Below are 23,271 nucleotides of genomic sequence, written 5' to 3'. Positions count from 1 at the left end.
TTCAGCAATCAACCATTTCTCTGCGTAATGACACATAGCTCACTAAATTAGGGTCAGTTTTAGCCGATTTATGCGATACGCTACCCAGCATTTTAGTAGCACAACCGCGCGAGCGTACACATTAATAGGCATCGTGCTATAATCGCCAGCCTTTTCAAATAACAAATAGCTAAGTCTGGAGCCAATATGCCAACCACCATGCCTGATGTTGCGAGCAGTGCCACCGCGCCGACGCAAGGCACCTTGGATTGGGTGGGAATGAGCAATATCGAACTACCGCTGTCGATCGCTGTAGATCAGGGTATCGCTCGCCAAGTCAGCGCACGCTGTAAAGCCTATGTGAATCTTGAAGATGCCAATGCCAAAGGCATTCACATGTCGCGCTTGTATTTAGCCTTGGATCAAATGTCGGTCAAAGAGGCCGTCACTCTGGAAAACCTGCATTGGTTGCTGCAGACCTTTATCGCCAGTCACGAAACGCTCTCTAGCCATGCCTTGGTTGAACTGAGCTTTGATTTCCACTTGCGCCGACCATCGCTAAAAAGTGATAAAACCGGCTGGAAAGCCTACCCAACCAAAGTGGTAGGTCGCATTGACGAAGGTGTGTTGAGTTTCGAACTTCAGGTACAAATTCCGTATTCATCGACTTGTCCGTGCTCAGCGGCATTGGCCCGTCAGTTGATTCAAGAGGCGTTTGCCAATCGCTTTGATGCGGCTGAGTCTTTGGACTTTGACACTATATCCCAGTGGCTTGGCAGTACCGACGGTATTGTGGCCACCCCGCACTCGCAACGCTCAATTGCCGACATTAAGGTGAAACTGGGCCAAGATTGCAAAGAGTTGCCTTTGGTTGCACTGATTGAGCGCGTAGAAGGCGCGCTACAAACTCCGGTTCAAGCCGCAGTTAAACGCGAAGACGAGCAAGAGTTTGCCCTTCTGAATGGCCAAAATCTGATGTTTGTGGAAGACGCCAGTCGTCGCCTCAAACACGCGTTGACGCAAGACCCTCAACTGAGTGATTTCTGGCTGATGGTCAATCACTTAGAGTCGCTGCACGCTCACGACGCGGTAAGTGTGGTGGTCAAAGGCATCGAAGGCGGCTACCGCCCCTAGACCATTTAAAAATGCAATTGCTGGTTGGCTAGGGCGCTGCCCTGGCCGCCGTGCTGCTGTAGCTCCTCTAGTACTGCATTTAACCCAGTCCATCGGTCCCCAGCCCAATCCGGAGCCAATAGCACCGGCGGTTTGGCGTAAGCTGTGACCCTGTGATACACCACCTGCTTGGGCGTGTGCCTTATCAAACTGGCGGCGCTGCTGGCATAGTGCTGCAGTGATGGCGGCTCGAGCCGCTCGGCTCGCCAAGCTTTGGCCATAGTACTGCCGTCCACCACGTGCAGCGGATGTAGCTTAATTCCCTCAACACCCACCTCGAGAATGTCGCTCAAACTTTGCTGGTAATCCTGGCTCGACTCCCCCGGCAATCCCAAAATCAAATGGCAACAGACTTTTAGTCCTCTCTGATGAGCACGCTTGCAGGCGTCTTGGTAAGCGTCGAAGCCATGGCCGCGATTGATGCGCTTCAAGGTTTTGTCATTACTGGTCTGCAAACCCAGTTCCAACCAGATTTCATATCCTTGTGCTTGATACTGAGACAGAAGGTCGAGCACTTCGTCGCTAACACAATCCGGACGGGTGCCGATGCACAGCCCGTCTACCAGCCCGGTATCAATCGCCTCTTGGTAGCGCGCCTTTAACACCTGAATTTCATCGTAAGTAGAGGTGTAGGCTTGAAAATACGCCAAGTAGCGCTTGGCGTTGCGAATTTTAATCGCCGCACCTTTGGTTAGCTGTTGGGCGATACCCAATTGACTGGCGTGATTGGGACTAAAAGACGCCACGTTACAAAAGGTACAGCCACCCACCCCCAGTCGACCATCGCGATTGGGACAATCAAAACCGGCGTCGATAGTCAGCTTTTGCAAGCGCTGGCCAAAGCGCGATTGGCAATAATTACCTAGAGTGTGAACGTATTTGTCGAGTCCCATGGCGCGCTCTGATCCGCAAAAGAGCGCCATCCTACCGGCCCTTGGTGGCATCGTCTGTGTGGTAGATCAAGCTTTGTGTAGCCAGCAAAAGGCAACCGGGTGCATATTCAGGCACCAGCAATGCATACTGGTCGACACCTTGAATGCGAATCACGATTGTTAACACCTCTATCAAAATGCACGCAAATCGCCGCCTGCCTTGAAAATTTTACAGTTTGCCAAGGATTGATTTTTGACGCACCAAACAGTAATTTTAGATGTTCGGGTGAATACCTATGAAATCGACGGGAAGTTCCCGCTAGCCGTAATGTAACAAGGGAGGACTCGGACATGGGATTAACTCGCCCTCAGTTTGAACGTGAAAACTGTGGCTTTGGACTAATGGCCCAAATGGATGGGGAACCGAGCCACAAGATAGTTAAGACCGCCATTTCTGCGCTGGATAGAATGAAGCACAGGGGTGGAATCTCAGCCGACGGTAAAACCGGTGACGGCTGCGGCTTACTGCTACAAAAACCCGACAGTTTCTTCAGAACTCTGGCCGACGAACTCGGTTGGAGCCTGAGTCGTAAATACGCGGTCGGCATGATTTTCCTGTCGACCGATCCCGTGCTGGCCGATGTCGAACGCCAGGCGATCGAATACAGTCTGAGCAAAGAAACCCTAACTGTGGTTGGCTGGCGTGAAGTGCCCGTTGACCAGGATGTGCTTGGCGATGTGGCAAAAGCGAGCTTGCCAAACATTCAGCAAGTCTTTATCAATGCGCCTATGGGCTGGCGCTCGCGCGATCTGGAACGCCGCCTGTACATGGCCCGTCGTCGCGTCGAAAAACAGCTCTCCGAGCACAGTGACTTTTACATCGCCAGTTTGTCATCCACCATGGTGGTGTATAAAGGCTTAACCCTGCCGGCAGACTTACCGCGTTTTTACCAAGACTTGGGCGACTCGCGTTTGCGCAGCGCCATTTGTTTGTTCCACCAGCGCTTCTCCACCAATACTCAGCCGAAGTGGCCGCTGGCGCAGCCGTTTCGCTATTTGGCCCACAATGGTGAAATCAACACCATCACGTCCAATCGTCTGTGGGCGCGCGCACGAGCCTATAAATTCAACTCGCCGCTGATGCCGGACCTGCAAGATGCAGCGCCGTTCGTTAATCAAAGCGGTTCCGATTCGTCATCACTGGACAACATGCTAGAGCTGTTGTTGGTTGCAGGTATGGACTTGTATCGCGCCATGCGTTTGCTGATCCCACCAGCATGGCAGTCCAACCCCGAGATGGACGATGAACTCAAAGCCTTCTACGACTTTAACTCGATGCACATGGAGCCTTGGGATGGGCCTGCTGGTATCGTATTTACCAATGGTAAGCACGTGGCCTGTACTGTGGATCGCAACGGTCTGCGTCCATCGCGCTATGTGATCACTAAAGACCGCATTCTCACCCTGGCCTCTGAAGTGGGTATTTGGGATTACAGCAACGAAGATGTGGTTGAGAAAGGCCGGGTTGGCCCAGGTGAGCTGTTGGTGCTAGACACCACCACGGGTAAATTATCCGCCTCGTTTGAAATCGATGACGATCTTAAACGCCGCCACCCCTACAAAGAGTGGATGCGCAACAACAGCCTGCGTCTAACACCTGCCGAAGCCATACCGGATGACCAACAGGGCAATTCGGAAATGGTCTCCGACCAACTGGCTCACTATCAGAAGAAGTTCAACTTCAGCCAAGAAGAGCTCAACCAAGTGGTTTGGGTATTGGCCAGCAAAGGCGAAGAAGCAGTTGGATCTATGGGGGATGACACCCCAATGGCGGTGCTGTCGCGCAAGCAGCGTAACATTTACGACTACTTCCGTCAGATGTTTGCTCAGGTGACCAACCCGCCGATTGACCCGCTGCGTGAAAAACACGTGATGAGTCTGGCCACTTGTATTGGTAAAGAGCAGAACCTGCTCAACGAAACTACCGGTGGCGCTAATCGTGTGATGTTTGACTCTCCGATTTTGCTGTACTCGGACTTCAACCAGCTGATGAGTCTGGATGTATCCGTGTACCGCGCCAATACGATTAACCTCAATTACGATCCTGCCGAAGGTCTTAAAGCGGCCATTGAGCGAGTTACCGATGAGGCCGAGCGCTTGGCTCGCACCGGTACCACTTTGATTGTGCTAAGCGATCGCGGCATCGAAGCGGACCGCCTAACCATACCTGCAGCGATGGCCACAGGTGCGGTGCAACAGCGTTTGATCGACGCCCAATTGCGCTGCGATTCAAACATAGTGGTAGAAACCGCCTCGGCGCGAGACCCGCACCACTTTGCAGTACTGCTCGGGTTTGGTGCCACCGCTGTGTATCCGTATCTGGTGTACGAATCAATCGATGCCATGTCGCAAAAAGTGGACTCTCAGCAGCCACTGATCGAGTTGCTACTGAACTACCGCAATGGCATTAACAAAGGTCTGCGAAAAATCATGTCTAAGATGGGCATTAGTACCATCGCCAGCTACCGCTCCAGCCAATTGTTTGAGGCCATAGGTCTTAGCGATGAGGTGGTGTCATTGTGCTTCAAAGGCGTGGTCAGTCGCATCGGTGGCGCGGATTTTGGCGATTTAGAACAAGACCAAATCAAGCTGCATCGCCAAGCCTACAACCCCAACAAGGGACTGGCTCAGGGTGGTCTGCTCAAGTACGTAGATAAGGGCGAGTACCACTGCTACAACCCAGATGTGATTCAATACCTGCAGCAAAGTCTGAATCAGGGTAATTACGACGCTTATCAGAAGTTTGCCAAATTGGTGGACGAGCGACCTACTGCCACTTTGCGCGACTTAATGGCGCTGCAGTTTGCCGAAACACCACTTCCAGTCGAGCAAGTGGACGCCGATAGCAAGCTCTACAAGCGCTTTGATACCGCCGCCATGAGTATTGGTGCTCTCAGCCCAGAAGCTCACGAGGCACTGGCGGTGGCCATGAACCGTTTAGGCGGTCGCTCTAACTCTGGCGAAGGTGGTGAAGATCCTCGCCGCTTTAACAACGAAGGTAATTCGGCCATCAAGCAAGTGGCCTCGGGTCGCTTTGGGGTGACAGCTCACTACTTGGTTAACGCCGAAGTGATTCAGATTAAGGTGGCGCAAGGGGCCAAGCCTGGCGAAGGTGGTCAGCTGCCAGGACATAAGGTCTCAGCCGAGATTGCCGCATTGCGCCACTCGCGCCCAGGGGTGACACTGATTTCACCACCACCCCATCACGACATTTATTCCATCGAAGATTTGGCTCAGCTGATTTTCGACTTAAAACAGATCAATCCAAAAGCGCTGGTCTCGGTGAAACTGGTGTCTGAACCTGGCATTGGCACCATTGCCACCGGTGTAGCCAAGGCCTACGCCGACTTGATTACCGTATCCGGTTACGACGGCGGTACTGGCGCGTCACCACTGACCTCAGTGAAATACGCCGGTAGCCCGTGGGAGCTGGGTCTGGCGGAAGTTCACCAGTCATTGGTGGAAAACGGCTTGCGCCACAAAGTGCGTTTGCAAGTGGACGGCGGTTTGAAAACCGGTTTGGACGTAGTCAAAGCGGCCATGCTTGGTGCCGAGTCCTTTGGCTTTGGTACCGCGCCTATGGTGGCCTTGGGCTGTAAATACTTGCGTATTTGCCACCTAAACAACTGTGCCACTGGGGTCGCGACTCAAGACCAAACCTTGCGTGATAAGCACTTCCACGGTCTGCCTGAAAAAGTGATGAACTACTTCAAGTTCGTCGCTGAAGATGTACGACAGTGGATGGCCAAAGTCGGCATTGCCGAGTTTGACCAATTAGTGGGCCGCAGCGATTTGCTCAAAGCTCTACCTGGTAGCACCTCGCGTCAGCAGAAATTGGTGCTGGACGACATCCTGTATCAACCGCAATTGCCACAAGGCAGCTCACTGACCTGCACCGACACCAATGTTCCCGCCGATCCAGGTTTGATGAATCAAGAGTTGGTTAATTTGGCGAAAGACGCCGTGCAAAACAGCGACAGTGGGCGCTGGCAGCTACCAATTCACAACACCGACCGCTCGGTAGGCGCCGGCCTGTCTGGCTACATTGCCCAAGTCCACGGTCGCGAAGGCCACCCGAACGAATTGGATTTCCACTTCTCGGGCTCCGCCGGACAGAGCTTTGGGGTTTGGAACGTCAAAGGGGTCAATCTACACCTGTGCGGCGATGCCAACGATTATGTGGGCAAAGGCATGAATGGCGGTCGCTTAGTAATCCATCCGCCGCAAGACAGCGCGTTTGCCAGTCACAAGTCGAGCATTATCGGTAACACATGTTTGTACGGTGCCACCGGTGGCAAGCTGTTTGCCGCGGGACGCGCCGGTGAGCGCTTTGCTGTGCGTAACTCAGGCGCAATTGCTGTGGTTGAAGGTGTGGGTGATAACGCCTGTGAATACATGACCGGCGGTATCGTGCTGGTACTGGGTCGTACCGGCGTCAACTTCGGTGCGGGCATGACCGGTGGTTTTGCCTACGTATTTGATAAGTTTGGTAACTTTGGCCGCCGCTGTAACCACGAGTTGGTGGATGTGGCGCCAGTGGACAGCCCGATTCAACAGCAGCATTTGCGCCAGCTGATCGAAGCCCATGTGGCAGCGACCAACAGCGAGCACGCCCAGTCGATCCTCAATGACTTTAACAACTGGCTACCGCGCTTTGTGGTGGTCAAGCCCAAAGCCATGGCGATGCAAGATTTAATGAACACAGAAACCGGCCTCAAGCTGGCGGTCAACGCGGGGTAAGCCATGAGTAACGATTTTCAATTTATGGAAGTTGAACGCGTCGATCCCAGCAAGATCGAGCTAAAGCAACGACAAAGTCAGTTCATCGAGATTTATACCGACTATCAACAGCCAGAGGTAAAACAACAGGCAGACCGTTGTCTGGATTGCGGTAACCCTTATTGCGAATGGAAGTGCCCGGTGCACAACTACATTCCCAATTGGCTGGAATTGGCTAAGCAAGGTCGCATTATCGAAGCGGCCGAGCTGTCTCATCAAACCAACTCGCTACCGGAAGTCTGTGGTCGTGTTTGTCCGCAAGACCGTCTGTGCGAAGGCGCTTGTACCCTCAACGATGAGTACGGTGCGGTCACTATTGGCAACGTCGAGAAGTACATTACCGACAAAGCCATCGAAATGGGCTGGCGCCCGGATATGTCCCAGGTGCAACAGCGCGAAGAGCGGGTGGCTGTGGTTGGTGCCGGTCCGGCGGGCCTGGCCTGTGCCGATGTGTTGATTCGCCAAGGGGTAAAACCTGTGGTGTTTGACCGTGCCCAAGAGATTGGTGGCCTTTTGACCTATGGTATTCCGGCGTTCAAGTTGGACAAGGCGGTTATTCGCACTCGCCGTCGCATCTTTGAAGAGATGGGCATAGAGTTTCGTTTAAACACTGAAATAGGTAAAGACATCAGCTTTGCCGAGCTTGAGAGTGAGTTTGATGCTGTGTTCCTAGGCATGGGTACCTACTCGGCCATGCAGGCCGGGCTTGAGGGAGAAGACGCGCAAGGTGTTATCCAAGCCCTGCCCTATTTGATTGGCAATACGCACCATCTGATGGGCACTGAAGACCAGCACAACCCCTACATTAACCTTAAGGGTAAAAAGGTGGTGGTGCTCGGTGGTGGTGATACGGCGATGGACTGTGTGCGCACCGCAGTGCGCCAAGGCGCCGAGCAAGTGATTTGTGCCTATCGTCGCGATGCGGTCAACATGCCAGGCTCTCGCCGCGAAGTGGCTAACGCTACCGAAGAAGGGGTGCAGTTTAACTTTAACCAACAGCCAGTGGCCTTTGTTACTGAAAACGGCGTGATTCGTGGTGTCACCGTGGTCAACACCGAAATGACCGAAGCCGATGCTTCAGGTCGCCAAGGCTGTCGAGCCATTGAGGGCAGCGAGCACACGCTTGAGGTTGACGCGGTTATTATTGCGTTTGGCTTCCAGCCAAGCCCGGCCGATTGGTTTACTCAACACAAAATTGAGCAAGACGCCAAAGGTCGAGTGATAGCCCCTGAACAAGGTGACTACCCCTACCAAACCGCCAATCCGAAAGTGTTTGCCGGTGGCGATATGGTCCGCGGCTCTGATTTGGTGGTGACAGCGATTGCCGAAGGGCGACACGCTGCGGAGGCCATGGTCGAGTACTTCGACGATAACCAGCCTCTTTAACTATCTCTATGTGTAAAAGCTAAGGGGCTTGCTTACAAGCCCCTTTTTTGCACAAACCTTTTTCTGAGCTCCTTTTCACAAGGGCTTCTTTCTGAGCCCAAAATTTAGTCTATCCTTATCATTCAACCACTAACTAAAGGATTGAATCATGGGCATTATTTCTTGGATTGTACTAGGTCTCATCGCTGGCGCTTTGGCTAAATGGCTAATGCCCGGCAAAGACGGCGGCGGTTGGTTTATGACCATGGTGTTAGGTATTGCCGGCGCATTTTTCGGTGGATTTGTGGGCTCCTTCGTCGGTCTTGGTACCACTGGTGGCCTATCCATTGGCAGTATTATCACCGCAACCCTAGGGGCTTTCTTGCTGCTGTTTATCTACAACAAAATAAAAAGCTGACCGAGGCAAAATGCCTGTGCTAACTCTGCCGCTCCTAATTAACTTCTGGTAAACTGCGCGCCTATTATCGTTCCAACCCAGAGTTAAGAGAGTCTTTATGAAAGTTGGCATTATTGGCGCCATGGAGCCAGAAGTCGCACTGCTTATCGAAACCGTTGAAAACCCAGTAAAACAGGTTCTAGGCGGCATTGAGTTTGTTGAAGGCCAAATCAATGGCTGTGAAGTTATCGTCACTCGCTCTGGCATTGGTAAAGTCACTGCGACCATTGCGACGACTTTATTGATTGAGCGCTTTGACCCGGACTACGTGATTAACACAGGCTCTGCCGGTGGTTTCGCCAAAGACCTGAGTATTGGCGATATTGTTATTTCAAGCGAAGTGCGTCACCACGATGTGGATGCCACCGCCTTTGGCTATGAAATCGGTCAAGTGCCACAACAACCGGCGGCCTATTTACCTGAGCCCAAGCTGGTAGACGCTGCGAAGCGAAGCATCGAAGCTCTGGGTGAAGTTAAAGCTATGGAAGGGCTTATCTGCACCGGTGATAGCTTCATTTGCGACCCTAAGCGCACTGCGGTAATGCTGGAAAACTTCCCGACCATGGCAGCCTGCGAGATGGAAGCCGCGGCCGTTGCCCAAACTTGTCATCAGTTTGGCAAGCCATTTGTGGTGATTCGCTCTCTATCAGACAATGCCAACGACGATTCTGCCGTGGATTTCGATAGCTACCTAGTCACCGCTGGTAAGCACTCAGCGCAAATGGTCATGGCCCTGTTGGCCGAGTTGAAGTAAGGCTAAGAGGTTCGCAATGAGCTGGAGTCTGAACGACTGGGTCTACCTGTTTGACTTAATTGGTGTCGCCGTATTCGCGCTCACAGGAGCGCTGGCGGCGGGCCGTCACCGCATGGATCATTTTGGCGTGCTGGTGCTAGCGGCCGTTACTGCGATTGGCGGCGGCACACTGCGCGACGTCATTCTCGGCGCGCCTGTGTTCTGGCTGACTGACTCCAACTACTTGTTAGCGATTTTCGCCACCACCTTATCAACGCTAATTCTAGCGCGCAGTCCACCAAAATTGCCAAGGTGGATCTTACCGGTGGCCGACGCGTGCGGGCTGGCGCTGTTTACCGTGATTGGCGCGCAAAAAGCCCTATCCCTTGGCGCGAGCGGCGAAAGTGCGGTGATCATGGGAGTGATAACCGGTGTGGGTGGCGGCCTGGTGCGCGACATTTTGTGCCAGCGGGTTCCGATGATCCTGCAAAGAGAAATCTACGCTTCGGCTTCTATCGTCGGAGGCGTTAGTTATACCCTGCTTTTGCACTTGCAATGGCCTGCATCCGTGGCACTATATATCGCTATGATAAGCGCATTAGGGCTGCGTTTGGCGGCGATTCGCTGGCAGCTTTCCCTACCCGCTTTTGACCTGACTAATCGAATCAAATAACGAGGTTGTTTTCTTGCGTAACTTGTTGTGCCTGCTTTGTTTTCTTATTGGTACTGCGTTTGCCGTAAGTACCCATGCAGAGGATATTCCCAAAGAGCAGAAGCTGGCGTTGGCCTATTTGGATGCCTACAACCACAGCGACTTTAGCAAACTGAACCGGTTTTATAATCGAGAAACCGTGTTTAACGATCGCACTGCAAAGCGCAAATACACAGGCCGCTACAAGATAGTCAACTTTTTGCAGCGCGCTCGCGCAGGTGTGCTTGAAACCAAAGTTCAGGTTGAGCACATGTTCAATCAAGGTTCCTTGGTGGTTATCATTGGCAGCCATTATTACCGCGGTCCTGGCGAACAGTTCGGCAAGCCGGGCAAAATGATTGAGCTGGCAATTCCTGGCGTCACCACCCTGTCGGTGGATACCGGCAGTCAGCAAATCAAAGAACACGTGGATTTACTCGATTACGAGACCATGAAAGACCAGCTAGTGACCCAATAGCTCAGGCCAACCAATTCAACCCTTTATCTAATCAGGCGTCGGGCATAGGCGAGAGCGGTGCTCGACGAATTCCCCACTCGTAATAAAGCCGCTGCACTAGTCTTGGCAAGACTCGGTTTGGGGTTTTCTTGCGGTTTTTGACTTGGTTGATTTCACTGTCAAAGCCCGCGCTAGTTACCGGCAGTGGTTCAAAACCAAACACAATGAGGTCTTTCTCAAACCAGTATTGCATGTCGGTGTCCACCGGACGGGCGATGGGCAGCGCGTGCGCCAATAACTTTTGCGCGCCTTGGCGAGAAACGAATTGGCCTGTGGTAGTTGCGTTGAGCTTACGCGCCTGAGTCAATTGGCAGTCTGTGGCTAGGTGTGTGCGTTGCAACACTGATTTTTGTCGAGAGCCACAGCTTAGCTTTATGCAGTCCCATGGGGCTTGGATTTTAGGTAGAGCGTCGATACAGCTCAGTAGGTTGTTTTGCAGCAAGGCGTCGTCTTCAAGGATTAACGCCCAGTCCCACCCCAACTCAAGCATTCGCTCCCAACAGGCGATATGGCTCATGTAGCAACCAATTTCACCGGCATTGAGGGCTTTGTGGTACTTGGCGCGATTGGCTTTGGATTGATAGATATTGGCAAGCTCGGTTTCGCTTAGCTCTTTTCCGACAACCGCTTCTACCCTTTGGTATGGCAAGCCCAATGCATCCAGTTGGCCAGAGATCGATTGCCATCTTTGCTGGTTTGCGGTCATGTTGATGACCAAAACACCCCAATTCACGCGTTCCATATTCCTTGATGTTTAGTTGAATTCAGTCCATTGAAGCGAGCTTCGCGACAATCGGCACTATTCTACTTGCCGAGCATGATAATGTCAGAAATAGTTTTGTAACAGGTGCAGTGATTCAGTTTCAACTCAGTCGTCTTCGCCCAGCCATTGGCCAAATAGGGTCATTTGAGACTGAATTGAGTCAGCACTGTTCGAGGGGCGAGTGGCCGCTAGCGAGCGGGCACGAGCGAAGCGCGACTGGCACAAACGGATCACCTGTCGTTTTTGAGTATCGCTAAATTGCAGCCAATTGAAACGCTCTTCGCGGCTACGAGCGCATCCAATGCAATAGCCCCGTTGATTGACTTTGCAGATGCCGCGACAAGGGCTTGGAATGTCAAAGAATTCGAGCTGGTCCATGTGTCATGTATAACAGATGGCTCCAGCTCGTGCGAGGGATTATGAGGTTTTTTTGCGCGATTTAGTGAGCATTAGCGCCAGTGCCACCAGCACAACCGAGACACTCATGTAGACCAAATCTAACGCACTTTCTGGCTCAATTTTGGAAAAATAGGCAAACAGCTTGATGATAAGCATCATCAGAATCACTTTACCCAGCTTAGTTTTTAGCGACTCGATGCTCGAGATGTTGAGGATCTTGCCTTCTGAGTCAGAGCCATTGGCCACCTTTAAGTTGCTGATAAACAACTCGTACAGGCCAAAAGCAAAAATCAGCAGCACAGCGCCGAGCAAGAAGGTATCGAGTATTTCGATCACCACTAGGACTAGCTCGTTGCGAATGCTCATAGTGCCGATTTCGGTGTAATCGACGATAAGATGCAGCATGTGCAGCAGGTCTTTAAGCCCTGCGACAAACACCACGAGTGCTGCTATCAAACACGAAATCACACCTAATACGACAGAGTACCGACTCGACCACAACAAGGATTCAAAAATGCGTTTCACCACGTCTTTCCTTTACCACTTTTGACGAGGCCTGAAAGCCACCTCCTTACCCTGATTTCGAGCAGCGGCGCGCTTAAAGTTACCTCCAAGGATGAGTTTTATTTGATTCCAAGTTTCCGCTGCCATTAGCCCTGACCTGGAACCAAACCACCGATTTTGATACACCCGCTTGATGGCCGCCAGCGCATCCGGTGATTTTTGTGATAGCTCTCGCGCCAATTCTAAAGCTTGTTGCATGGGCTCAGGGTGCACTTGGGTCACTAAGCCAAAATCCAATCCTTGCTCGGCGCTCAACACCTCTGAAGTCATTGTGATTAGCATTGCCTTATCTAGGGGCATAATCGCTCGCAAGCTGGTCAAACCGCTCATATCTGGCAGCAACCCCCATCTAGATTCCATAATGCTCAGCTGGGTGTCTGGGTGGGCTATGCGAAAATCTCCTCCCAACGCCAGTTGCATTCCGCCTCCCCAGCAACGGCCGTGCAGCACAAAAATCACAGGTACCGGCAGCAAGCGCCAATTGTCCACCGCGCGCTGGGCCAGATTAGCCTGACCCGGCCACCACTTGGCCAACAAGCGAAGCATGAGTTTTGGTTTATTGCCCACCGACTTTATATCCAGTCCTGAGCTAAAGTCCTCACCGTCGCCGCTAACGATAACCGCTCTGATCTCTCTATTGCGACGCAGACTAGCGGCACAGCTTGCCAAGGCTTCAAACATGGCAAAGTCCATGGCATTGCGCTTGTTTGAGCGCGCTAACCTCACCATGGCGATGCCTTCTGTGACCTCGCATTCTACTCTGGCTTCTGATGACATGAGTCTCGCTTCCTTATGGGTTTTAGCCAACTGACGCCGCCGATCAACCCTTAAGATTACACCAAGGGTAATTTCTCTGTGGCTAGACTTCGGCCAATTGCGATTTGGTGTTACAGTATCGATACAATTGATAACATACCCAATTAGATGTCAACTCAGCTACTTATTTGCGACGATTCGGCGCTCGTTAGAAAGCAAGTCGCAAAAGCCTTACCCACAGATTGGCCTGTTCAAGTCCACTTCGCTGAAAACGGCCGCCAGGCCTTACAATTGCTGAGTCAACAACCGATAGATTTGATCCTTCTTGATTTGAACATGCCAGAAATCGATGGCTATCAGGTCCTAGAAAAACTGCAAGAAGTCGGTCATCCCGCCAGCGTTTTTGTGATTTCCGCCGACATCCAAACAGGTGCTATTCAAAAAACTCAGCGCCTAGGTGCCAAAGACTTTATTCAAAAGCCGTTGAGCGCAGATCGACTTCACCAAGTCTTGTATGAGCATAAGTTTTTAGAAAGCGCACCGGTCGAATTGATTCAGCCCAAAGCGCTGTCACAAAGACTTATTTCCCAAACTGAAATCAAAGATGCCTTGGCTGAGATGAGCAACTTGGCCATGGGCCAAGCGGCGGCCTTGCTATCCAAACTGCTCGGTGCCTTTATTACCATGCCGATCCCCAAGGTTAATGTGCTCGAAGTCAGCGAATTGACCATGGCCATCCAAGCCGCTCACTACGACAATCGAGTCTCGGCCATTTGTCAGGGGTTTATGGGCAAAGGCATCGCTGGCGAGGCCTTGTTGCTGTTTCACGACGCCAGCTACACGGATATGGCCAAGCTGATGGGGCAACAACTGCAGCACGCCAACAACACTCGATTAGAGGTGTTACAGGACACGGCCAACGTGCTGATTGGCGCTATGCTCAGCGGCATTGGTGACCAATTACAGGTGCAGTTTAGCCAAAGCCACCCAGTAGTTTTGGGCCAACACGCCAATATCGGCGAACTGTTGGACTCCAATGCGTCCCGTTGGCAGCGCACTTTAGCGATTGAAATCAACTACCAGGTGCAGGACCACAACATTGAGTGCGACCTGCTACTTTTGTTTGGCGAAGGCTCATTGCGCAATTTAGCCAGCAACTTAGGCTACGAGGTGACCCAATGAACTTAGGCCAAAACGCCATGAAAGAGCTGCACTGGCTGATCGACATGGTGCAGACCTTAGAAGTCGGTCTGGTGGTGCTGGATAAGGACTATCAGGTGCATCTGTGGAACGGCTTTATGGAGAACCACTCAGGCGTCAGTTTGGCGCAAATGAAGCACCATAATTTGTTTGAGGTGATGCCCGACCTGCCGCAAGACTGGCTCAAGTCAAAAATGGAAACCGTATTTCTGCTCAAGAACCGAGCCTTTACCTCTTGGGAGCAGCGCCCCTACGTCTTTGAGTTTAAGAACTATCGTCCGATCACCGGCCAAAGTGAGTTCATGTACCAAAACATGACCATTTTTCCACTGACCTCGTTGACCGGTGAGGTCAATCACATTGGCCTTATCATCTACGATGTGTCGGATATGGCCATTAACAAGCTGCAGTTAAAACAAGCCAATTTGCAGTTACAAAAGCTCAGTCGTACCGACGACTTAACTGGACTGAACAATCGCCGTTTTTGGAGCGAACGCCTACAACACGAGTACGACCGCTTTACTCGTTATGGTGGCGCATGCAGCTTAGTATTGTTCGACGTAGACCATTTTAAGCGAGTCAACGACACCTTAGGCCACGACGCTGGCGATTACGTGCTGGCGGAATTAGGTAAGTTGGTGCAGCGAAATTTACGCGAAACGGACGTGGCGGGTCGCTATGGCGGCGAAGAGTTTGCAGTGATCCTTGAAGGAACTGATGCCGATTCGGCGCTGTATTACACCGAGCGTCTGCGCAAGTTGATTGCTCAATTGGCGTTGGAGTACCAAGGGGAAAGTCTGACGGTGACAGTGAGTTTGGGGATAGCTCAGTTAGATAGCAGTATGGACTCAACCAATCATTGGGTGCAGGCGGCCGATCGCGCCATGTACCAGGCTAAACGGCTCGGGCGCAACTGCTCGCAGGTGCACCCAAGCATCAACAAAGCTTAAGCCTCTTCGGCTTCTCCATCTGGGTCCATGAAGTAAGTACCCCAGCTGTCGTAGGCGATGCCTAGCTTTTCCGCCAGCTTCATCAATTTTTCGCAATCTTGATTAATGGCCTCTACTTGGAGTGGGCGCTCGATAATCACATCAAAACACACCAGTTGCGCGCCATCGTCCAACGCTAGCTCTTCGGCGTCGGTGACTTCATAGCCCTGCTTAAACATCTCAACCGCCGCTTTCTCCAAAGTACCGAAGTGCTGTGCAGAGAAATGGTGCTCGATGGTGTAAAGCGCATCGGGATCGGAACCATCGTCCAACAAAGCTTCGATGATTTCGCGGTTTTCGGCTTGCTGATGAGCCCAATCTTGTTCAAATGACATGTTAACGTCCTTATTGGTCAATTAGGCAGTGCCTAACATGAGTCGTTTGGCTTCGGCGCTGTTGCGCTCAAACACGGATTGCATACGCTCGCGCACCTTTTCGGCCAGCGCTCGCACGTCATCTCGAGACAAGCCTTCGGTGGCAATGGGTTTGAGCATCTCTACGATAACAACACCATTGTTCCAGCGATTCAACTTAATGTGGCTCTGGCAAGAGGCGATGACTGGCGTGATGGATACTCCCGCTTGAATGGCGGTGTGAAAGGCACCGGTTTTAAATGGCAAAATGCCGCGGCCGCGCGAACGGGTGCCTTCGGGGAAGATCCACACCGACAGCATGCGTTGTTTTATCTTGGCTGCAGTCTTCGCCATGGTTTGCATAGCTCGAGTACGATTGCCTCGGTCGATAAGAATATTGCCGGTCAGGTAATACAGCTGACCAAAGAAAGGGATCCAAGCCAGACTCTTTTTACCCAAGCTCACGGTGGCTTTAGGTACCGCTCGAGTTAAAGTGAACATATCGAAGGTATTCTGATGGTTAGCGGTAAAAATGGTCGGTCGTTCGCCCTTTTCTTCGCTACCACGCATCACCACTTTGACGCCCAGAATTGGGGCGATCCATGAACAGAGTTTAGCGAACACATGCACGTTGTTGCGATGGCGCGGACGCACCAAGCACAGCAATAGCGCAAAGACAAAACCAAATACTAATATCAAGCCCAATAACAGGGCGCGTACCACCAATAACATTAAAAGCCTCCAAACTCTGGCGGAGGCTAGTATACCAGCGTGGTTCGCTTGGCTGAAAGCGAAAATAGGGTACAAATGTAAGCACAAAGTGTGCACTTGTGGCTTATCAATGACTTAGGCGGCTTTGCGCCGCCTAAGTGTTAACCATTAATCTTCGCCGACTTGGACGCGATCAACACGCTGCAAACCTCGTGGCAACTTGGCACCACGACGACCGCGTTCACCTTGATAGTGCTCGAGATCGGCAGCTTTTAAGGTCAGTTTGCGTTTGCCCGCCCACAAGGTAACGGCACTACCGGCAGGAACAATCGCAATATGGCTCATTAGCTCTTCGCGGCTGGCCGCCGCGGCAGCCGGAATACCTATGATCTTATTGCCCTTACCTTTGGCCAATCGCGGCAAGGCCGACAGAGCGAACACCAGCATTCGGCCTTCGCTAGTCACGGCCAGTAACTGACTGTCATCTACATCCGACAGCGCTTGCGGGGTTAAGGCTTGCGCGCCTTTTGGCAAGCTCAACAAAGCCTTACCCGCTTTGTTACGGGATAGCATGTCCGAGTACTGACAAACAAAACCATAGCCCGCATCCGAGCTTAACAAGAACAGCTGCTCATCGGTGCCCATGATCAATTGCTGGATCGACTCGCCAGGGGCGATATTAAAGCGTCCCGTGATGGGCTCTCCTTGCGAGCGCGCCGACGGCAGTCCATGGGCCTCGAGCGCAAAGGCGCGACCACTGGTGTCTAAGAACACTGCCTGTTGATTGGAGCGTCCCTTGGCGCTGGCCAAGAAGCTATCACCGGACTTGTAGTTAAGCGCCGCGCCATCCACGTCGTGGCCTTTGGCACAGCGGATCCAGCCTTTCTCAGACAAGACTACGGTAACCGCTTCGCTTGGAATCAGTTCTTTTTCTGACAGAGCTTTAGACTCTGAGCGCTCGATTAGCGGTGAGCGACGCTCGTCGCCATAGCTCTCAGCGTCTTTTTGCAGTTCTTTGCGCACCAGAGTCTTGAGGCGACGTTCTGAACTGAGAATCAGCTGCAGCTTGTCGCGTTCTTCCGCCAACTCTTCTTGCTCGGCGCGAATTTTAATCTCTTCCAGTTTGGCCAACTGGCGCAATTTGATTTCGAGAATCGCCTCGGCCTGACGCTCGGACAAACCAAAACGGGCCATTAAAGCTTGCTTAGGCTGGTCTTCATTGCGAATGATTTCAATCACTTCGTCGAGGTTCAAGAAAGCGATCAGCAAACCATCGAGGATGTGTAAGCGCGCCAACACCTTGTCCAAACGGTGCTGCAAACGACGAGTGACCGTGGATAAGCGGAACTGGATCCACTCGCTTAAAATCGCCTTTAAGCCCTTCACCTGAGGACGGCCGTTAAGGCCAATCATGTTCAGGTTGATGCGATAGCTTTTTTCCAGATCCGTAGTGGCAAACAGATGCTGCATGACAGCGTCGCAATCGACACGGTTAGAGCGCGGCACAACCACCAAGCGCACTGGGTTTTCATGATCCGACTCATCGCGTAAGTCGCTGACCATAGGCAGCTTTTTCGCCTGCATTTGCGCGGCGATTTGCTCGAGGATTTTAGCGCCACTGGCTTGGTGTGGCAGCGCACTAATCACAATCTCGCCGCCTTCCACTTCATAAACCGCACGGGCTTTGACCGAGCCTTTACCGCTTTCGTAGATCTTTCTTAAATCAGACTTAGGCGTAATGATTTCCGCAGCGGTCGGATAATCCGGACCCGGGACCAATTCCATTAAGGCATCCAAGTCGGTACTTGGACGCTCTAACAGTTCACAGCAGGCCGCCGCCACTTCTCGAGCGTTATGGGGTGGAATGTCGGTGGCCATCCCCACCGCAATCCCGGTAATACCATTGAGCAGAATGTGCGGCAGGCGCGCAGGCAGTTGCAGCGGCTCTTTCATGGTGCCGTCAAAGTTCGGCCCCCAGTCCACCGTGCCTTGGCCAAGTTCGCTGAGCAACACCTCAGAGAACCGAGATAACTTGGCCTCGGTGTAACGCATCGCAGCAAACGACTTAGGATCGTCCGGTGCACCCCAGTTACCTTGACCGGCCACCAGCGGATAGCGGTAGGAAAACGGCTGCGCCATTAACACCATGGCCTCATAACAGGCACTGTCGCCATGCGGGTGGTACTTACCCAATACGTCACCCACGGTACGGGCGGACTTTTTGGCCTTGGCACTAGCACCTAAGCCCAGCTCGCTCATGGCGTAAACGATACGGCGTTGAACCGGCTTCAGGCCATCGCCGATGTGTGGCAAGGCGCGGTCCATGATCACGTACATGGAGTAATTCAGGTAGGCATCTTCGGTAAAGCGGCGTATCGGTAGCTGCTCTACTCCATCAAGGCTTAGCTCAATGGCATCGCTCATAATTGGTAGTCCTTAATCCGTTTCAGTTACGCCAGCTCGGCGATATCCCCTTTGGCCTCAAGCCAGGTCTTGCGATCACCGCTGCGTTTTTTGGCCAGCAACATGTCCATTAGGGACAGAGTCTCATCGGCGTCATCCACGGTCAGTTGCACCAAACGACGAGTATTCGGGTCCATGGTGGTTTCGCGCAATTGGCCCGGGTTCATCTCACCCAGACCTTTAAATCGAGTCACTTGGATTTTGCCCTTGCGCTTCTCGGCTTGCAGGCGGTCAAGAATTCCCTGCTTTTCGTCCTCGTCCAAGGCGTAGTAAACGTCTTTAGCGATATCGATACGATACAGAGGTGGCATGGCGACATAGATGTGGCCGTTTTCCACCAGCGCGCGGAAGTGCTTTAAGAACAGCGCGCACAACAGGGTGGCAATGTGCAGTCCATCCGAGTCCGCATCCGCCAGAATACAAATCTTGCCGTAGCGCAACTCGCTGAAATCACTGGAATCTGGGTCGCAGCCAATGGCCACCGAGATGTTGTGTACCTCTTGGGAGGCCAGTACTTGCGAGGCGTCCACCTCCCAAGTGTTTAGAATCTTACCGCGCAGCGGCATGATGGCCTGAAACTCGCGATCTCGTGCTTGCTTAGCACTACCACCGGCCGAGTCACCCTCTACCAAGAAAAGCTCTGAGCGAAGCGGCTCGCCACTGGTACAGTCGGTCAATTTACCCGGTAGTGCTGGGCCACTGGTGACACGCTTACGGGCCACCTTCTTAGCGCTGCGCAGGCGCTTTTGCGCCGAGTTAATACACAGCTCGGCGATTAATTCGGCTTGGTCCGTGTGCTCGTTTAGCCACAGACTAAAGGCATCGCGCACCACACCGCTGACAAAGGCGGCACACTGACGCGATGACAGTTTTTCTTTGGTTTGCCCGGCAAATTGCGGGTCTTGCATCTTCACTGACAAGACGTAGGAACACTTGTCCCAAATGTCATCCGGGGTGAGCTTAACCCCGCGCGGCAGCAGATTGCGGAATTCACAAAACTCGCGAATCGACTCTAGCAAGCCCTGACGCAAGCCATTGACGTGAGTACCGCCAAGCGCAGTAGGAATTAAGTTAACGTAAGATTCGGCCAGACTATCGCCGCCTTCGGGCAACCAGGTCACCGCCCAATCCACCGCTTCTTGTTTGCTAGAGAAGGCGCCGGTAAATGGCTGTTCCGGCAATTTTGGCCATTGGCCTAAGCGGTCAAGCAAGTAATCTTTGAGGCCTTCTTCAAAGCACCATTCCTGGGTCTCGCCGTTTTGCTTGTTGCTGAATTTAATGCTCAAACCAGGACAAAGCACCGCTTTGGAGCGCAGCAAGTAGGTCATTTTGCTGACCGAGAAATTAGCCGAGTCGAAATAGCTTGGGTCAGGCCAGAAGTGAACACTGGTGCCTGTGTTGCGCTTGCCACAAGTACCTACCACGGTCAGCGGCTCAACCCGATCGCCGTGCTCAAACGCCATTTGAAACACTTGAGCATCGCGACGCACGCTGACTTCCACTCGAGAAGACAATGCGTTTACCACCGAGATACCTACCCCGTGCAGACCGCCGGAAAATTCGTAGTTTTTATTGGAGAATTTACCACCGGCGTGCAGCTTGGTCAGGATCAGCTCGACTCCGGGAATGCCCTCTTCTGGGTGCACATCCACCGGCATACCACGACCATCGTCGATCACTTCCAGCGAATTGTCTTTGTGTAGGATCACTTCGATTTTGCTGGCGTGTCCTGCTAACGCTTCATCGACACTGTTATCGATGACTTCCTGACCCAAGTGATTGGGACGGGTGGTATCGGTGTACATGCCTGGTCGCCGCTTCACCGGCTCCAAACCATTGAGCACCTCAATCGCGTCAGCGGTATATTGATTGGTCATGGGACTGTCTCACGGGCCGTTTTACCCCAGCTGTGGGCAACGGCTTATCATAGATTTAAAGATTACAGCTGCAAAAATTCAGCGATGGCCGGCAAGTGCCGTTCAAATCCCACAAAACTGTGGTCGCCACCTTCTTGTACTATCAGTTGTGCACTCTGATATTTCCACAGAGCTTGGCGATAATCCAGTACCTCGTCATCGCTTTGCAACAACACCAAAAAGTTTTGTGGCTGGCGAATGACTTCAGTATCCATCGACTTAAGCTCGTCCATGTGTTCGATTTTAACTTCAAAGGTCTCGCCAGAATAGAGATTCTCTTGAATGCCGACATAGTCTGCTAACAACTCATAGGGGCGAACCGCTGGGTTTACAATGGCCGCTTTGCCACCGTATTTTTCGCTGAGATAACTGGCGAGATAGCCCCCGAGACTCGACCCCATAAAGCGCACTGTATGGCCATCAGCCATTTGGCGTTCGACCCAATCGCAAAGTTGCGCTTTAACCAGAGTTGGCTCATGGCTCAACGCGGGCACATGGATTGGCGTATTCGGAAAATGTTGTTCGAGAAACTCTCGAGTTTGTTGAGCCTTTAAAGACTGAGGGGAGCTGGCAAATCCGTGTAAATAAAGCAGCATTGATGCGCGCGTTAGTATCCTTGGGCGTCGGGGTCGGCAATGAATGCCTGCCCTGGCAGCCGATAAACCTGTGTTTCGATGCTACCATCGCGATACAAATGCAGCAAACGGAATCCCGGTTGCAAAGTGTCGAGTGCAAACGTTTGACTGTTCGGGAGAAATTGAATGCAACAGGCGGGGCTGGCCATCAGACGTATGTGTTGATGGGCTAGATCCATTTCTTGATGCACATGCCCCCAAGCCACGCCGCGCACTTTTGGCTGTTTCTCTAGCTCAGCGAGAAACTCTTGGCCATCGGCAAGCCAATGATTGTCCAGCCAGGCGCTACCGGTTTTCACTGGGTTGTGGTGTAAAAACAGCATCTGCCAGTCTTGCGTAGACGATTGGATATTGTCCAGCATTCTGCGAGTACGCGAACTTCCCAAGCGACCGCCCGGTGATTCACCTGTGGTCGAATCCAGCATATGCAGGCCCCAACCACCAATGTTCACCACTTCGGAGTGAAACACATTCGAGCCCACTAGGTGTTCTCTTAGTTTGACCAGCTCATCGTGATTGCCAGGCAAGACCATGGTTGGCTTATTCAAGCGGGCTAACGCGTCAGCACAGGCTCGGTATGACTGACTGGAATAGTCTTGGCTGACGTCACCGCTCAAGACCACAGCGTCAAAGGTATGGGATAAGGCAGCGTCAATTACCGCGTTAAAGCTATCCCAAGTATTCACCCCAAGTAAGGTTTTACTGGGCTGATCAAACAAATGAGGATCGGTTAACTGCAACAGCGTCACACGGTCGCTATTGGCTAACAAATTGTCATCTATTATCGGTATCACCAGCACGCTTTCCTGGGCTGAGGCCCAGACTAGCTTGGTGTCTGTGCGATCAGCTCGGCCAAAAATCGATTTAACTGCAGCTTTTCATCGGGCTGCAGCATATCCACATTCGGGTAATCATACACTGGCTTAATTCGCGAAAACTGTTGGCAACTTAACACTTCTGCTAATTCAGCATCGTGATACAGGCGGATCTGCATGGAAAAACGCGGCATTCCAGGCAATGCTGGTCCGAGCTGACTCAGATTTAGGGTCTCGGTATAGCGGGCCGATTGTACCAGTTTGAGTTCGAGCGGGTTGGTGGGGTGGGCTAACTCTATACTCGCAGGCTCAGGCCACTCCAACGGTAAGCGTTTAACCAACTGAAAGTAGTTGTCCCTGCAGACGTGCAAGAACTGAGGTAATTGAGGGCGGTATTTGCGGCGGGCTGAGGAGCTCATTGAGCCTCCCCTCGCAGGCGACGATGGTTGAGCTCTAACCATTGCAAACCCAGCATAGTGGCACCGTTATTGATATGCCCACTGGCCAATAGTGCAAACGCTTCCTCTCTTGCCATTGCAAACACGCGAATGTCCTCGTTTTCATCCGGTTTACCGTGCACACCCACAGCTTGGGTGGCATCGACTTCTACCCAGTATAAATGCAGTAGCTCGGAGCATCCTCCTGGGCTGGGCAGGAATTGATAGATAGGCACGGCTTGGCTTGCTTGAATCCCAGTTTCTTCATGAAGTTCGCGCAACGCCACCTGTTCGGGCGTTTGGTCGGTATCAATCATCCCGGCCACCAACTCGAGTAACCAAGGGCTAGGTGACTTGCCTGTCGCCGGTAAGCGCAACTGCTCGATGAGAACCACCTGGTCGCGAATTGGATCGTAGGGCAACACGACCACTGCATCACCGCGTTCAAAGACTTCCCTTTGAATACTGTCACTCCAGCCACCTTGAAACAATTTGTGTCTGAAGCGATAAGACTGCATTTGGAAAAAACCATCATAAAGGACTTTCTGATCCTCAATAATTAGGTCATTTTGGTCAAATCTACTGGAAAATGGCTTAGTCACTGTGACCTATCTCTCATCTTGTTGTTAGCTGGGCTACAACAG

General features: G+C 52.3%; 22 protein-coding genes. 9 read left to right on the top strand and 13 right to left on the bottom strand.

Annotation, left to right across the window (positions count from 1 at the left end):
- Nucleotides 1-186 precede the first annotated feature (186 nt).
- The gene (gene folE2, locus CLC93_RS05450; RefSeq protein WP_095504925.1) at nucleotides 187-1,113 is read left to right on the top strand and encodes a GTP cyclohydrolase FolE2; all 927 of its coding nucleotides are present in this window, start codon (nucleotides 187-189) and stop codon (nucleotides 1,111-1,113) included.
- Nucleotides 1,114-1,118: 5 nt separating this feature from the next.
- Here the strand turns inward: folE2 and mnmL are convergent, their stop codons facing one another.
- Complete coding sequence (gene mnmL / locus CLC93_RS05445; RefSeq protein ID WP_095505033.1) at nucleotides 1,119-2,045, bottom strand: tRNA modification radical SAM protein MnmL/YtqA; 927 nt, start codon at nucleotides 2,043-2,045, stop codon at nucleotides 1,119-1,121.
- Between the two features lie 330 nt (nucleotides 2,046-2,375).
- Here mnmL and gltB point away from each other — a divergent pair, with 330 nt between their 5' ends.
- The 6 genes from gltB to CLC93_RS05415 all read left to right on the top strand — a co-directional run bounded on the left by gltB (nucleotide 2,376) and on the right by CLC93_RS05415 (nucleotide 10,587).
- Entirely contained in the window at nucleotides 2,376-6,824 is a 4,449-nt protein-coding gene (gene gltB, locus CLC93_RS05440; protein WP_095504924.1) for a glutamate synthase large subunit, read from the top strand.
- A 3-nt stretch (nucleotides 6,825-6,827) separates the two neighbouring features.
- Nucleotides 6,828-8,249, top strand: a complete 1,422-nt coding sequence (locus CLC93_RS05435; RefSeq protein ID WP_095504923.1) for an FAD-dependent oxidoreductase — start codon at nucleotides 6,828-6,830, stop codon at nucleotides 8,247-8,249.
- 148 nt (nucleotides 8,250-8,397) lie between these two features.
- Nucleotides 8,398-8,646, top strand: a complete 249-nt coding sequence (locus CLC93_RS05430) for a GlsB/YeaQ/YmgE family stress response membrane protein (protein WP_095504922.1) — start codon at nucleotides 8,398-8,400, stop codon at nucleotides 8,644-8,646.
- 97 nt (nucleotides 8,647-8,743) lie between these two features.
- Nucleotides 8,744-9,439 (top strand): 5'-methylthioadenosine/S-adenosylhomocysteine nucleosidase, encoded by a 696-nt coding sequence (gene mtnN, locus CLC93_RS05425; protein WP_095504921.1) that lies wholly within the window; start codon nucleotides 8,744-8,746, stop codon nucleotides 9,437-9,439.
- 28 nt (nucleotides 9,440-9,467) lie between these two features.
- Complete coding sequence (locus tag CLC93_RS05420) at nucleotides 9,468-10,091, top strand: trimeric intracellular cation channel family protein (protein WP_095505032.1); 624 nt, start codon at nucleotides 9,468-9,470, stop codon at nucleotides 10,089-10,091.
- A 13-nt stretch (nucleotides 10,092-10,104) separates the two neighbouring features.
- On the top strand, nucleotides 10,105-10,587 hold the full coding sequence (locus CLC93_RS05415; RefSeq protein ID WP_095504920.1) for an ester cyclase: 483 nt from the start codon (nucleotides 10,105-10,107) through the stop codon (nucleotides 10,585-10,587).
- Between the two features lie 31 nt (nucleotides 10,588-10,618).
- Here the strand turns inward: CLC93_RS05415 and CLC93_RS05410 are convergent, their stop codons facing one another.
- From CLC93_RS05410 to CLC93_RS05395, 4 genes are all read right to left on the bottom strand, one after another.
- A complete protein-coding gene (locus tag CLC93_RS05410; RefSeq protein WP_169902832.1) occupies nucleotides 10,619-11,359 on the bottom strand; it encodes a glycosyltransferase family 25 protein in 741 nt (246 codons plus the stop codon).
- 135 nt (nucleotides 11,360-11,494) lie between these two features.
- Nucleotides 11,495-11,767 carry a DUF1289 domain-containing protein gene (locus CLC93_RS05405; protein WP_095504918.1) on the bottom strand — a complete coding sequence of 91 codons (273 nt, stop codon included), beginning with the start codon at nucleotides 11,765-11,767 and terminating at the stop codon, nucleotides 11,495-11,497.
- A 39-nt stretch (nucleotides 11,768-11,806) separates the two neighbouring features.
- Nucleotides 11,807-12,313: a YqhA family protein gene (locus tag CLC93_RS05400; RefSeq protein ID WP_095504917.1), complete on the bottom strand. Its 507-nt coding sequence runs from the start codon at nucleotides 12,311-12,313 to the stop codon at nucleotides 11,807-11,809.
- 12 nt (nucleotides 12,314-12,325) lie between these two features.
- Nucleotides 12,326-13,129 carry a crotonase/enoyl-CoA hydratase family protein gene (locus CLC93_RS05395; protein WP_095504916.1) on the bottom strand — a complete coding sequence of 268 codons (804 nt, stop codon included), beginning with the start codon at nucleotides 13,127-13,129 and terminating at the stop codon, nucleotides 12,326-12,328.
- Nucleotides 13,130-13,276: 147 nt separating this feature from the next.
- Between CLC93_RS05395 and CLC93_RS05390 the strand changes: the two genes are divergently transcribed.
- Together CLC93_RS05390 and CLC93_RS05385 are read left to right on the top strand one after the other, a co-directional pair.
- Nucleotides 13,277-14,290 carry a response regulator gene (locus tag CLC93_RS05390; RefSeq protein ID WP_095504915.1) on the top strand — a complete coding sequence of 338 codons (1,014 nt, stop codon included), beginning with the start codon at nucleotides 13,277-13,279 and terminating at the stop codon, nucleotides 14,288-14,290.
- Nucleotides 14,287-15,258: a GGDEF domain-containing protein gene (locus CLC93_RS05385; RefSeq protein ID WP_095504914.1), complete on the top strand. Its 972-nt coding sequence runs from the start codon at nucleotides 14,287-14,289 to the stop codon at nucleotides 15,256-15,258. The genes CLC93_RS05390 and CLC93_RS05385 overlap by 4 nt, the downstream gene beginning before the upstream one ends.
- Here CLC93_RS05385 and rraB read toward each other — a convergent pair.
- From rraB to nudF, 8 genes are all read right to left on the bottom strand, one after another.
- Nucleotides 15,255-15,632 carry a ribonuclease E inhibitor RraB gene (gene rraB, locus CLC93_RS05380; protein ID WP_095504913.1) on the bottom strand — a complete coding sequence of 126 codons (378 nt, stop codon included), beginning with the start codon at nucleotides 15,630-15,632 and terminating at the stop codon, nucleotides 15,255-15,257. The genes CLC93_RS05385 and rraB overlap by 4 nt on opposite strands.
- A gap of 21 nt (nucleotides 15,633-15,653) precedes the next feature.
- Nucleotides 15,654-16,382: a 1-acylglycerol-3-phosphate O-acyltransferase gene (locus CLC93_RS05375; protein WP_095504912.1), complete on the bottom strand. Its 729-nt coding sequence runs from the start codon at nucleotides 16,380-16,382 to the stop codon at nucleotides 15,654-15,656.
- 147 nt (nucleotides 16,383-16,529) lie between these two features.
- On the bottom strand, nucleotides 16,530-18,785 hold the full coding sequence (parC, locus tag CLC93_RS05370; protein WP_095504911.1) for a DNA topoisomerase IV subunit A: 2,256 nt from the start codon (nucleotides 18,783-18,785) through the stop codon (nucleotides 16,530-16,532).
- A gap of 26 nt (nucleotides 18,786-18,811) precedes the next feature.
- Nucleotides 18,812-20,701 carry a DNA topoisomerase IV subunit B gene (parE, locus tag CLC93_RS05365; RefSeq protein WP_095504910.1) on the bottom strand — a complete coding sequence of 630 codons (1,890 nt, stop codon included), beginning with the start codon at nucleotides 20,699-20,701 and terminating at the stop codon, nucleotides 18,812-18,814.
- A gap of 62 nt (nucleotides 20,702-20,763) precedes the next feature.
- Nucleotides 20,764-21,336 carry a YqiA/YcfP family alpha/beta fold hydrolase gene (locus tag CLC93_RS05360; protein WP_095504909.1) on the bottom strand — a complete coding sequence of 191 codons (573 nt, stop codon included), beginning with the start codon at nucleotides 21,334-21,336 and terminating at the stop codon, nucleotides 20,764-20,766.
- Between the two features lie 11 nt (nucleotides 21,337-21,347).
- Nucleotides 21,348-22,169 carry a 3',5'-cyclic-AMP phosphodiesterase gene (cpdA, locus tag CLC93_RS05355; protein WP_169902830.1) on the bottom strand — a complete coding sequence of 274 codons (822 nt, stop codon included), beginning with the start codon at nucleotides 22,167-22,169 and terminating at the stop codon, nucleotides 21,348-21,350.
- A gap of 29 nt (nucleotides 22,170-22,198) precedes the next feature.
- On the bottom strand, nucleotides 22,199-22,609 hold the full coding sequence (locus CLC93_RS05350) for a DUF1249 domain-containing protein (protein WP_169902827.1): 411 nt from the start codon (nucleotides 22,607-22,609) through the stop codon (nucleotides 22,199-22,201).
- On the bottom strand, nucleotides 22,606-23,229 hold the full coding sequence (gene nudF / locus CLC93_RS05345) for an ADP-ribose diphosphatase (RefSeq protein ID WP_141237346.1): 624 nt from the start codon (nucleotides 23,227-23,229) through the stop codon (nucleotides 22,606-22,608). The genes CLC93_RS05350 and nudF overlap by 4 nt, the downstream gene beginning before the upstream one ends.
- Between the last annotated feature and the right edge of the window lie 42 nt (nucleotides 23,230-23,271).

The organism is Paraferrimonas sedimenticola, from assembly GCF_002282855.1.
Lineage (GTDB): Bacteria > Pseudomonadota > Gammaproteobacteria > Enterobacterales > Shewanellaceae > Paraferrimonas > Paraferrimonas sedimenticola.
This window is presented reverse-complemented; position numbering and strand designations above follow the sequence as displayed.